This is a genomic window from Rhodomicrobium sp. Az07 (genome assembly GCF_018619475.1).
Classification (GTDB): Bacteria; Pseudomonadota; Alphaproteobacteria; order Rhizobiales; family Rhodomicrobiaceae; genus Rhodomicrobium.
In genome coordinates, this window is the sequence record NZ_JAHFZG010000021.1 from 17,512 (window position 1) to 29,501 (window position 11,990).

At 64.4% G+C, this 11,990-nt stretch carries 11 protein-coding genes; 8 read left to right on the plus strand and 3 right to left on the minus strand.

Going from position 1 to position 11,990, the window contains the following annotated elements:
• Positions 1-336: 336 nt before the first annotated feature.
• Positions 337-2,160 (plus strand): cation:proton antiporter, encoded by a 1,824-nt coding sequence (locus KKP04_RS13755; RefSeq protein ID WP_215032731.1) that lies wholly within the window; start codon positions 337-339, stop codon positions 2,158-2,160.
• Between the two features lie 26 nt (positions 2,161-2,186).
• Here KKP04_RS13755 and KKP04_RS13760 read toward each other — a convergent pair whose 3' ends face one another.
• Positions 2,187-2,462, minus strand: a complete 276-nt coding sequence (locus tag KKP04_RS13760) for a hypothetical protein (RefSeq protein WP_215032734.1) — start codon at positions 2,460-2,462, stop codon at positions 2,187-2,189.
• A 383-nt stretch (positions 2,463-2,845) separates the two neighbouring features.
• Between KKP04_RS13760 and ykgO the strand changes: the two genes are divergently transcribed.
• The 3 genes from ykgO (at position 2,846) to hemW (ending at position 4,875) form a co-directional block, all read left to right on the plus strand.
• Complete coding sequence (gene ykgO / locus KKP04_RS13765) at positions 2,846-2,971, plus strand: type B 50S ribosomal protein L36 (RefSeq protein ID WP_013419275.1); 126 nt, start codon at positions 2,846-2,848, stop codon at positions 2,969-2,971.
• Between the two features lie 88 nt (positions 2,972-3,059).
• Positions 3,060-3,683 (plus strand): RdgB/HAM1 family non-canonical purine NTP pyrophosphatase, encoded by a 624-nt coding sequence (rdgB, locus tag KKP04_RS13770; RefSeq protein ID WP_215032737.1) that lies wholly within the window; start codon positions 3,060-3,062, stop codon positions 3,681-3,683.
• Between the two features lie 7 nt (positions 3,684-3,690).
• Positions 3,691-4,875 (plus strand): radical SAM family heme chaperone HemW, encoded by a 1,185-nt coding sequence (hemW, locus tag KKP04_RS13775; RefSeq protein WP_251134119.1) that lies wholly within the window; start codon positions 3,691-3,693, stop codon positions 4,873-4,875.
• Here hemW and KKP04_RS13780 read toward each other — a convergent pair.
• The gene (locus KKP04_RS13780; protein ID WP_215032740.1) at positions 4,872-6,083 is read right to left on the minus strand and encodes a penicillin-binding protein activator; all 1,212 of its coding nucleotides are present in this window, start codon (positions 6,081-6,083) and stop codon (positions 4,872-4,874) included. The genes hemW and KKP04_RS13780 overlap by 4 nt on opposite strands.
• 130 nt (positions 6,084-6,213) lie before the next feature.
• Here KKP04_RS13780 and rsmI point away from each other — a divergent pair, with 130 nt between their 5' ends.
• From rsmI to KKP04_RS13800, 4 genes are all read left to right on the plus strand, one after another.
• The gene (rsmI, locus tag KKP04_RS13785) at positions 6,214-7,179 is read left to right on the plus strand and encodes a 16S rRNA (cytidine(1402)-2'-O)-methyltransferase (RefSeq protein ID WP_215032743.1); all 966 of its coding nucleotides are present in this window, start codon (positions 6,214-6,216) and stop codon (positions 7,177-7,179) included.
• Complete coding sequence (locus KKP04_RS13790) at positions 7,176-7,550, plus strand: YraN family protein (RefSeq protein WP_215032745.1); 375 nt, start codon at positions 7,176-7,178, stop codon at positions 7,548-7,550. The genes rsmI and KKP04_RS13790 overlap by 4 nt, the downstream gene beginning before the upstream one ends.
• A 51-nt stretch (positions 7,551-7,601) precedes the next feature.
• Positions 7,602-8,558 (plus strand): glutathione synthase, encoded by a 957-nt coding sequence (gshB, locus tag KKP04_RS13795; RefSeq protein ID WP_215032748.1) that lies wholly within the window; start codon positions 7,602-7,604, stop codon positions 8,556-8,558.
• 73 nt (positions 8,559-8,631) lie between these two features.
• Complete coding sequence (locus KKP04_RS13800; protein ID WP_215032751.1) at positions 8,632-10,170, plus strand: YifB family Mg chelatase-like AAA ATPase; 1,539 nt, start codon at positions 8,632-8,634, stop codon at positions 10,168-10,170.
• A gap of 97 nt (positions 10,171-10,267) precedes the next feature.
• Here KKP04_RS13800 and KKP04_RS13805 read toward each other — a convergent pair whose 3' ends face one another.
• Positions 10,268-11,689, minus strand: a complete 1,422-nt coding sequence (locus KKP04_RS13805; RefSeq protein ID WP_215032754.1) for a glutamate synthase subunit beta — start codon at positions 11,687-11,689, stop codon at positions 10,268-10,270.
• Positions 11,690-11,990: the final 301 nt, after the last annotated feature.

The following is an 11,990-nucleotide window of genomic DNA, read 5'->3' on the forward strand; positions in this document are numbered from 1 at the left end:
TGCGGACGAAGCCGCGTGCGAAATTTTGTCGACGACGATGGAGGCACGCCGAGCATGCCCCTTACGGCTCCGTCCTACGCCATGGCGCCGTTCTCGTCACCGCCAAATCGAGCGAAGCGATTAATGCCGTGGCGTTGCGATCATCGCCCTCGACGGAAAAAGGTCAAGCGTGCGAAGATCGCGCAGTGGCGCGTACTCTAACGATGACGTGGCCACCAGCCGGTTGAATCGAATACAGAATTCACATTAAGCTTATGATCGCAGTGGACCAGGAGCTGGCAGCAACCGGGAGTCAAATGTCAAATTCGCTCCACAGGCGGAGTTGAAAGGCATGGCATGACCGCGCCGATGGGCGGCGACCTCTATGGCGATGCTCTCGTGGTACTCGGCACCGCGGGTATTGTCGTGCCGCTGCTTCGCCGGCTGGGCGTCAGTTCCGTGATCGGCTATCTCGGCGCGGGGGCTATCCTCGGCCCCTATGGCCTCGGCTCGCTTCGCGCGGAGTATGGGGTCCTGCCGTGGATCACGATTTCGGACGCGAAGGCGCTCGGCGGCGTGGCGGAACTTGGCGTCGTGTTCCTGCTGTTCACCATCGGCCTCGAACTCTCGTACAATCGGCTGCTGACGATGCGCCGCCTTGTGTTCGGGCTGGGCTCGCTTCAGGTCGTCGCATCGACGGCGGTCATCGCGGCGATCTGCGCCGCGGCCGGACTCGACCTGCGGCTTTCCATCATTCTCGGGGCTTGCCTTGCCCTGTCGTCGACCGCCATCGTCGTGGACGTGCTCGCCGGCCAGCGTCGTCTTTCGACCGCCACCGGCCGCGCGAGCTTTTCGATTCTCCTTGCGCAGGATCTCGCGGTCGTCCCGCTTCTCCTTTTCCTGCTGATCCTCGGTTCGAGCGCGGAAACTTCTGTCTATGAGGCGCTTGCGCTTGCGCTCCTGAAAGCGGCCCTCGGTCTCAGCTTCATCCTCATCGTCGCGCGGCTTTTCCTGCGGCCCCTGTTCAGGCTCGTCGCCTCGGCGGGGTCGAGCGAGCCGTTCATGGCGGCGACGCTGTTCGTGGTGGTGGCCACGGGCGTCATCGCGAGCCGCGCGGGGCTTTCGATGGCGCTCGGTGCTTTCGTGGCGGGGCTCCTGCTTTCGGAGAGCGAGTACAGAAAATCGGTCGAAATCGCCATCGAGCCTTTCAAGGGTGTGCTGCTCGGCCTGTTCTTCTTCACGGTCGGAATGGGGATCGATTTCCGCGAAATCCTGAACCATCCCGGCCTCGTCTTCGGCGCTATCGTCGCGCTCGTGATCGTGAAGGCCGCGATCGTTCTCGGGATCGCGCCGCTGTTCGGCGTGCCGCGTCCAGCCGCGCTCGAAACGGCGCTCCTGCTCGGACCGGCTGGGGAGTTCGCCTTCGTCGGCCTCGGGCTGGCGGCCAAGCTGAGTTTGATGCCGTCGGCGATTTCTGGTGCCGCGCTGGCTGTGGTCTCGCTGTCGATGGCGTTCATACCGCTCCTCGACTTCGCGGGGCGGAGAGTGTCGGAGCGGATGGCGGCGAAGCGAAAGAGCCACGACGAAGCGCTTTTCGCCGTGCCCGAAACGGAGATGAAGGATCACGCCATCGTCGTCGGTCATGGCCGGGTCGGGCAGGTGCTTTGCACGCTTCTCGAACGGCACCGCTTTCCGTTCATCGCGAGCGACAAGGACCCCGATGTCGTTTCCCACCACAGGCGGCTTGGCCGCGAGGTCTATTACGGTGACGCCGCCAACCCCGCGTTTCTCCAAGCCTGCGGCCTGCAACGCGCCTCCGCGATGATCATCACCATCACGGCGAGCGATGAAATCGTCGGGATCGTGCAGACCGCCCTGAAGCTCAGGCCCGATCTCGTCATCCTCTCACGCGCCCGCGATGCGACCCATGCCCATCAGCTCTACGCCATCGGCGTGACCGATGCCGTGCCGGAGACGATCGAAGCGAGTCTCCAGCTTTCGGAAGCATCGCTCGTGGCGCTCGGCATCCCGGCGGGTCCGGCCATCGCGTCGATCCATGAGATGCGTGATGGGTTTCGCGCCGAACTCCAGAATGCCGCGCGAGGTTCAGGGCGCCTCGCGACACGCGCTATCCGGCCCAAGACGCTCCGCGAGCGTGCGCCGAAAAGCGCGGAGCCTTAATCAGATCGGAACGGGCTCTAGCGACCCTACGGCGTGCAGGCGGCGGGTTTGACGGAGATCACCCGCACGGCCCAGCCGGTGTCGGAGGTGGCGTCGACATGCGAGCCGTTGAATGCAAGGAACGGATTTCTCACCACGTATCGCGAGATGCCGACGGTGAAGCCGAGGCCCGTGGCGGGAAGCGGGAGACCTTCACTGGCTGAAAACGGTCGAAAGTCTTCATTCTGTAACGCGGCAATTGCGCTCGAACATCCCCTGATCGCTTCGCCTGCGTCCGCGCCGATCGCAACGTGTTTCAACATCCCGCCATCCAGGACGCGGGACGCGGAAATCGGTTGTGCCGACACGGCAAGAGCGTTCGGCGAGGTTGCCGCAGCGGCAATCAGGCTTATGGCGAGAGCGCGAAAATGGATCATACGCATAGAATTCACGCAAAACATTCACTGAACGCTTAAAACGAACTCATGACGCGGCATTATTTTGGCGCTTCACGGCCTTTTGCCGGTCGAGAGGTCGCTTCTCTCTTTGTCCAACGCCGGAGAGGGGTTGGAAAGCGTAAAAAAGCATGCTAGCAAAAGCCTTCGACAGCGCGCATTTCGTCGTCGCGCGTTCGCAACCTCAACCTTATTGGCTTGCGCTTGCCACCGGCCTGATGGCGACTGAGTGGAGCGCTTGGAATTTGACCATGAAGATCAAGAATTCAATCAAGACGCTTCGCACGCGCCATCGCGAGAACCAGGTCGTTCGTCGCCGTGGCCGCCTCTATATCATCAACAAGAAGGTGCGCCGCTACAAGGCTCGCCAGGGTTGATCGGCGTCCGCCCCGTGGCTTTCCGCGCGCCCTTCTGCTGCCGCGCGAAAGCTCTCTCGTTCATCGAAGCAACGAGGAGGGCGGTTCGTTGACCGGTCTCACGCTGACACGTGGCGATAGCCTCGTCATCGCGACGCATAACAAGGGCAAGGTCCGCGAGTTCGAAGACCTGTTCGCGCCGATGGGCGTGACCGTGGTCTCGTCGGCTGCGCTTGGCTTGCCGGAGCCGGAAGAGACGGGCACGACATTCGCGGAAAACGCACGGCTTAAGGCTGTGGCGACCGCCGTCGCGACGGGCAAGATCGCGCTCGCCGACGATTCGGGGCTTGCTGTCGATGCGCTCGACGGTGCGCCGGGGATTCATTCGGCGCGTTGGGCGGGCGAACCTCGCGATTTCGGCGCGGCCATGAAGAAGCTTGAGGCCGAGCTTGTCGCTCGTGGCGCGACCGCGCCCGAAGGGCGACGCGCGCAATTCGTCTGCGTGCTCTGTCTTGCCAATCCGATGGGCGAGGTCCAATTCTTCAAGGGAACCGTCGCGGGCCATCTCGTTTGGCCGCCGCGCGGAACGAACGGTTTCGGCTTCGATCCGATGTTCGTCGCCGACGGCCGCGATATTACCTTCGGCGAAATGGACCCGGCCGCGAAGCATGCGATCTCCCACCGCGCCAACGCCTTTGCCGCTTTCAAGGCCGCCCTCGCCGCCTCGCTCTGACGCGCGCATGTCAGCCGCCGAGCCGCTTGCCGTCTACGTGCATTGGCCCTTCTGCGAAAAGAAGTGCCCCTATTGCGATTTCAATTCCCACGCATCCCGAAGCATCGACGAAGCCCGATGGCTCGCCGCGATCCTGCGCGAGCTTGAGACTTACGCGGGCGAGACAGCGGCCCAGCCGGTTGCGAGCGTCTTCTTCGGCGGGGGGACGCCCTCGCTGATGCAGGCGCGCTCGGCGGGCGCGGTGCTCGACCGGATCGCGGCGCTCTGGCCGATGGCCGAGACCTGCGAAATCACGCTCGAAGCAAACCCTTCGAGCGTCGAGGCAGGGCGTTTCGCGGGCTATCGCGCAGCGGGCGTGAATAGGATTTCGCTCGGCATTCAGTCGCTCCACGACGACGCGCTCAAGGCGCTTGGGCGCGTCCACGACGCCGCCGCCGCGCGCGCCGCGCTCGATATCGCCGCGCGAACCTTCGACCGGATGAGCTTCGATCTGATCTACGCGCGCCCTGGCCAGACGCTCGCCGGGTGGCGCGCGGAACTCGCGGAAGCGCTTTCCCTCGCGCGCGGGCACATGTCGCTGTACCAGCTTACCATCGAACCGGAGACGGCGTTCTTCGCGCTCCAGCGGCGGGGAAGGCTGCGGCTTCCCGAGGCGGAACTGGCGGCCGAGTTCTATGCGCTCACGCAGGAGCTTTGCGCAGCGGCGGGGCTTCCGGCTTACGAGGTTTCCAACCACGCCGCGCCGGGCGAAGAGAGCCGGCACAACCTCGCTTATTGGCACTATGACGATTATGTCGGCGTGGGTCCGGGCGCGCATGGCCGCTATCGCGGGGCGTCGGGGCGCAAGATTGCCACGGCGGCGCTGAAGTCGCCGCTCGCCTGGGCGGAGACTGTGGAAGCGCTGGGGCATGGCCGCGAGGAGCGCGTCGAGCTAGTCGCGCGCGATGAGGCCGAGGAGGCAGTGCTGATGGGGCTTCGCATCGGCGAAGGCTTGGACATTCGCCGCATGGAGGCGCGGACCGGGTTTCGCCCCGCCGCATCGGTTATCGAGATGCTTGAAAGCGAAGCTCTGATCGCAAGTGGTGAAGGCCGGATCGGGACCACGGATGCAGGCCGCCTCGTGCTGAATGCCGTGGTTGAAGCCGTCGCATCGAACCTCGAATCGCCCGCGCAGCCGCCGATCTACGCCTAATACTGCGCCGCGACTGCCGTCCCGAAGCTTGTGGGCGCGGGATCGATGGTCTGATTTCCGGTGGCACGCACTTCCATGATCGCAAAGCCGCGTTCGGCCGTGCCGTCCGGGCGGAGCCGGAACAGGCCATCGACGCCGTTAAATCCGCTCGCCCTCATAAGCTCCGAGGACGCGAAGCGCCGCTCGGGCGGATTGCCGGACAGCGAGATCGCGAGGCTGACAGCGTCGTAGGAAAGGCTTGCGAGCCGGGGCGGCGCACTGCCGTAAGTCTCGGAATAGCGGCGCGTGAAGTCCTCCCAGCCCTTCGAATCGGTCGCGGGGAACCATCCGCCCTGCAAGGCGGTTTCCTTGCCGATCCCGACATAGTCCCAGCCGGAAAGGCCGATCATCTTCACCGCCTGCGTATCCATATCGTAATAGGGGAAAAGCGGCGCGAGCGAGGGCAGCGTGTCGCCGCCCGCGGGGAGGAAGATCGCATCGACCTGCGGGGCTGCGCCCTTCTTCGCGAGCGGCGCAAGCTCCTTCACGGAGGCGAGCATGCCGTTTGCTTCGGGCGGGAAGGTCTTCGTCAGCACGACCTGACCGCCATTTTCCTGCACGGCGCGGTTGAACGCCTGCTCGACGATGCGCCCGTAATCGTTTTGCGGAAACAGCGCGGCGAAGCGCTTCTTGCCGTTCGTCGCGGCGTAGGACACCATGCGCGGCACGTCGCTGCCCGCGACGAAACTCAACAGATACACGCCGTTTCCGGCCACCGTGCGGTCGCTCGAAAACGCGAGCACGGGGACGCGCGCGGCCTGTGCGACGGGCGCAACAGCCGTCACTTCGTTCGCGAACAGCGGGCCGATGATGAGTTCCGCGCCTTCCTTGACCGCCTCGTCGGCGGCCCGGCGGGCGCCGTCCGGCGTTCCGCGCGTGTCCTTGGGAATGAGTTGGACGGTCGGCTTGTCGAAATCGAACAGCGCGAGTTCGCCCGCCTGCTTCATGGCCTTGGCGACCTGCTGCGCATTTACATTGCCTGTCAGCGGTAGAAGCAGCGCGACTTTTACCGTGCCGCCCGCCGGAGCGCCGCGCAGCGGCGTGGCGGACGACAGGTTGCCGCTACCGCCGCCGACGGAACAACCCGCGAGGCCGAGGCACACAAGCAGCAAAGCGAAACCGAGGACGATGCGGGATCGCGCGGAGGCGTGTTCACTCGTGAGTTTCATCGGGATCGAATATCAGCTTTCCGTTGACCTGCGCCGGTTATGAAGGCAAGACCACCTTGTTACGAGTCGCGTCTGACGCGAAGCGCTTCGAGCACGCTTTACCGTGTTAGGCAACTGTGGCTGATTGGTGATGACGAAGCGACGGCCGCCGAAAAATCCACAGCCGGACGCAGTCGGCGACGCGAGATCGGCAATCGACGCGGAGCGCGCGGCGGCGCTTCTTGCGGCCGTGTCGAGGCAGTTCGACAAGCTGAACGCGACGCCCCTCGATCCCGGCCTTTTTCTCGTTTCCACTCCCATCGGCAACCTCTCCGATATCTCGATCCGCGTACTTTTCGTGCTTGCCTCCGCCGACCGAGTTTACTGCGAGGACACGCGCCACAGCCGGAAGCTGTTTTCCGCGTTCGACATCGGGCGCAAGCTCGAAACCTATCACGACTTTTCGGGCGAGTCGGATCGCGAACGCATTCTCGACGCACTGCGCGAGGGAAAGTCCGTTGCGCTTATCTCGGACGCAGGCACGCCCCTTATCGCCGACCCCGGCTACAAGCTCGTGCGCGACGCTGTGAGCGAGGGCGTTCGCGTCTTTCCGGTGCCGGGCGCTTCGGCGATCCTGTCGGCGCTTGTGGCAAGCGGTCTGCCGACCGACCGTTTTTTCTTCGGCGGTTTCCTGCCGCAGAAGGATGGCGCGCGGCTCGAAGCGCTCGAAGCCATGCGCGCGGTGCCGGGAACGCTCGTCTTTTATGAGACTCCCTCACGCATCGAAGCCGCGCTTGCCGCCATCGAGACCGTTTATCCGGAAAGGACGGTCGCGGTTGCCCGCGAACTCACGAAGCTGCACGAGACGATAGCGAAAGGGACCGCGCGCGACCTCGCGGCAGCCTTCGAGGTCGAGCCTCCGCAGGGCGAAATCGTGCTCCTCATCGCGCCCGGCGAAGCCGTAGCCGCAACAGAGGCCGATGTCGAAAACGCGCTCCGAGCAGCGCTGAAGACTGTGACGCTCAAGGAAGCTGTTGAAGACGTATCGAAAGGGCTTGGGGTAGCGAAGAAAATGGCCTACAACTTGGCATTGAAGATCAAGGGTGAAGCGTCATGATCGCAGCCAGCCACGCCAGAACTGCCCCCAATTCTTACAAAATCGGCGTCGCCGCCGAAATGCGCGCGAAGCAACTTCTCGAGGCGAAGAGTTATCGTATTCTCGCAGAGCGCTACAAGACCAAGGGCGGCGAGATCGATATCGTGGCCCAGCGCGGCGACCATCTTGCCTTCATCGAAGTAAAGTGCCGTCGCACCCAGGACGAAGCGGCCTATGCGGTGTTGCCGCGACAGCAAGCCCGTATCGCGACCGCCGCCGAGGTTTTTCTCGGTGAGTACGCCGGGCTTTCCCATGAATCGGCCAGTTTCGACGTCATTCTCGTGAGTCCCACGCAGGGCCTTTCCCACATCGAGCAAGCCTTTCTTGCGTAAATCGAGACGGCCCTTTAAGTCTGCTCCGAACCCTCTTCGAGCGAGGATCGGATGCGTCTGAAAACCGGGGTCCAGATGGACCCGATCGAGAAAATAGACATCAGGGGCGATTCAACCTTCGCGCTCCTTCTCGAAGCGCAGCGCCGCCATCACAGTATTTTCTACTACACGCCCGACAAGCTCGTCCTGCGCGACGGTCGCGCCATCGCCGAAGGGCACGAACTGCGCGTGCACGATATCGCGGGAGCGCATTTCGAACTCGGCCCCCGGCAGAAGCTCGCGCTCGACGAACTCGACGTGATCCATCTGCGGCAAGACCCGCCGTTCGACATGGCCTATATCACGACGACGCACATCCTCGACAGCGTCCATCCGAAAACGCTCGTCGTGAACGACCCGACAAGCGTCCGCAACGCGCCGGAAAAGCTTTTCGTCACGCAGTTTCCCGACCTCATGCCGCCGACGCTCATCGCGCGCACGCTCGACGACGTCACCGCCTTTCGGGAGGAGTTCGGCGATATCATCGTGAAGCCGCTCTACGGAAACGGCGGCGCGGCGGTGTTCCGGATCAAGCAGGACGACACCAACACGGGCTCGCTGGTGGAGCTGTTCCAGACCGTGTTCCGCGAACCCTTCGTCGTGCAGCGCTACCTGCCTGACGTGCGCGCGGGCGACAAGCGCATCATCCTCGTCGACGGCGAGCCGGTGGGCGCGATCAACCGCGTTCCCGCTGCAAATGAAACGCGCTCCAACATGCATGTGGGCGGGCGTCCCGAGGCGGCGGAGCTGACACCGCGCGAGCGCGACATCTGCGCGGCCATCGGACCCGAGCTGAAAAAGCGGGGCCTCATTTTCGTGGGCATCGACGTCATCGGCGACTATCTCACCGAAATCAACGTCACCTCGCCGACGGGCATCCGCGAGGTGAGACGCTTCGGGGGGGCGGACATCGCGGCGCTTATCTGGGATGTTGTGGAAGAGAAAGTTTGTTCCGCTAAAGTTCCTTGAATGTTCTTGATTTTGTAAAACGAGGCGATAATATCCATTCCACTTGTTGAAGGTAGGCGAGTGGGTGGCGTAAATGTTCGCACAGGTTTCGACCGTAACGTTCGAGGGCATCGACGCAAAACAGGTCGATGTGCAGGTGCTGATCGCGCCGGGGCTTCCATCTTTTTCCATCGTGGGTTTGCCGGACAAATCCGTGGGCGAAAGCCGTGAGCGCGTTCGCGCCGCCCTCACAGCCATCGGGCTCGGCCTGCCCGCGAAGCGCATCACCGTCAATCTCGCACCCGCCGACATGCCGAAGGAAGGGACACACTACGATCTTCCCATCGCTCTCGGCGTGATGGCTGCCGCCGGGGCGATTCCCGGCGAGCTGCTGAAGGATTTCATAATTATCGGCGAGCTTGGCCTCGACGGGTCGCTTGGCCCGATCACCGGCGCGCTGCCGGCGGCCTTTGGGGCGAGCGGCCTCGACAAAGGGTTGATCTGTCCCGCCGGTTCGGGCCCGGAGGCTGCCTGGGCTTCGGCTGACATGCCCATCGTCGCGCCCGCGCATCTCACGCAACTCGTCAATCATCTCAAGGGCACGTCCGCGCTCGCGCGACCAAAACCGCATCTCGAACGCAGCGCCGGATCTTCCTCCGATTTGAGGGACGTGCGAGGACAGGAAAGCGCCAAACGCGCGCTGGAGGTAGCGGCGGCCGGGGGACATCACATGCTGATGATCGGGCCGCCGGGCGCCGGCAAATCCATGATGGCGCAGCGGTTGCCGGGCATCTTGCCGCCGCTCGAACCACACGAGCTGCTGGCGGTCGCCATGGTGCAGAGCATCGCGGGCACCATTGTGAACGGAGCGCTGACCGCGACAAGGCCGTTCCGCGCGCCGCATCATTCGGCGAGCATGGCGGCGCTGGTGGGCGGCGGCGCAAGGCCAAAGCCGGGAGAGGTGGCGCTCGCCCATCACGGCGTGCTCTTCCTGGACGAACTGCCTGAGTTTCCGCCGCATGTGCTCGATGCGCTGCGGCAGCCTCTCGAAAGCGGCGAGACCATCATTGCCCGCGTCAATCACCGCATCCGCTATCCTTCCCGTTTCCAGCTCGTGGCGGCGATGAACCCTTGCCGCTGCGGCCACGCATGGACGCCCGGCATGACCTGCAAGCTCGGACCGCGTTGCGAGGAGAGCTACCGAGCTCGCATCTCCGGCCCGCTGTGGGACAGGATCGATATCCAGATTCCCGTGGCGCCGGTCAAGGCGACCGACCTCGCCCTGCCGCCAGCGCGGGAGGGCAGCGCGGAGGTGGCGCTGCGCGTTCTGGCGGCCCGGTCCATCCAGATGAAGCGCTATTCCATCATTGGCAACGAGGCGATCACGACGAACGCCAACTGCCCGGCCCCGCTTCTCGACGACTTTTGCGCCCTCAGCCGCGAGGGCCTCGCCATGCTGGAGAAGGCGGCGGAGGTGGCCGGGCTTTCGGCGCGGGGCTATCACCGCACGCTCAGGCTTGCGCGCACGGTCGCCGACCTCGACGCGAGCGCCGGGGTTCATGCGATACACGTCGCGGAGGCATTGAGCCTCCGGGGTGAGATGGCGGCGACGCGCAGAGCAGTAGCCGCTTGATGCACGCGACACCTGCCATCAACGGCGCCTCAACGAAGGAAACCGCTTTGGGATATGGAGAACGCACAGTGCCGGACGGTCGCCTCGGCGAAGCCTCTCAGCGCGGCAAAAGCGTCGCCCCCATAAGCGCCTGGTCGATCGCATGCGCGGCCTGACGGCCCTCGCGGATCGCCCAGACGACGAGCGATTGCCCGCGCCGCATGTCGCCCGCCACAAACACCTTCGGTCGAGACGTGGCATAGTCGCGGTCGGTGGCCTTGACGTTGCCGCGCGCGTCGAGTTCGACGCCGAGATCCGCAAGCAGCCCTTCCTGAACCGGCGAAACGAAGCCCATGGCGAGCAGCACAAGATCAGCGTCCAGCACGAACTCGCTTCCGGGAACGGCCTTCATCCTGTCGTCGACGCGCATGCAATGAAGCCGCGTGACCTCGCCATCGTCGTTGCCTTCGAAGCGGGCCGTCATCACGCTGAACTCGCGGACGGCGCCTTCCTCCTGGCTCGACGAGGTGCGAAGCTTCAACGGCCACGCCGGCCATGTCAGATCCTTGTTTTCCTTGACGGGAGGCTTCGGCATGATTTCGATCTGCGTCACAGACGCCGCGCCCTGCCGGATGGACGTGCCGATGCAGTCCGAGCCGGTGTCGCCGCCGCCGATGACAACGACGCGCTTGCCCGTCGCGAGGATCGGCTCGACTTCGCCGAGCGGCTCGCCCGAAACGCGCCTGTTCTGTTGCGAGAGGAAGCTCATGGCAAACTCGACGCCCTTCAGTTCCCGCCCGGGGACAGGAAGATCGCGCGGTCGCTCGGAGCCGCCAGCAAGCAGTACGGCATCGAAGTCGCGTTCGAGTTCGGCAACGGGCACCGTCACGCCGACATGCACGCCGCAATGGAAGGTCACGCCCTCGGCCTGCATCTGCACGGCGCGCCGTTCGATGATCTGCTTCTCAAGCTTGAAGTCGGGGATACCGTAGCGCATGAGGCCACCCGGCATCGCGTTCTTCTCGTAGACATGCACGTCGTGGCCCGCGCGAGCGAGCTGCTGGGCGGCGGCGAGACCCGCAGGGCCGGAGCCGACGATGGCCACTCGCTTGCCGGTCTTCACCTCGGCCGGTTCCGGCACGATGAAGCCCTCGTCCAGAGCGCGGTCGGCGATGGCGCACTCGATGCTCTTGATGGTAACGGGCACGTCGTCGATGTTGAGCGTGCAAGCCGCCTCGCACGGCGCGGGACAGATGCGTCCCGTCACGTCCGGGAAGTTGTTCGTCGAATGGAGGTTTCTCGCCGCCGTTTCCCATTCGTCGTGATAGACGAGGTCGTTCCAGTCCGGGATCTGGTTGTTGATCGGGCAGCCGCGATGACAATAAGGCACGCCGCAATCCATGCAACGCGCGGCCTGGCGACTCACCTCCTCGCTCGTCGGCGGCAGCACGAACTCGCGGAAATGCCGCGTGCGCTCCGCGACGGGTGCGTAGTCCCGCTCTTCGCGCTCGATTTCAAGAAAACCGCTGATCTTTCCCATTGTCTTACCCGCGCTGCATGCTGTCGGCCCGCATGCGCCAGCCGTCGTTTTCCGTTGTTCGGCGTCGCCGCCAAGCGTCACAAGCCCGAGCTTCCGTCCGCCGCGAAGCTGCTCGCGAGCCGGAGTCGGTCAGGTTCGCGCTGGCCACCGCCTCAATTGCGAGGCCGTTTGCCGATCGAGTGCATCGCAACTCGATCGGACCGCCCTCTATCCCGGATCGCGCCCGCCTTTGCCGGAACGGTCGAAACCCGAAGTCCTTTTCGTTTGTCCGGCCAGAAGCCGCCTCAAGCCTTCCTGCCGG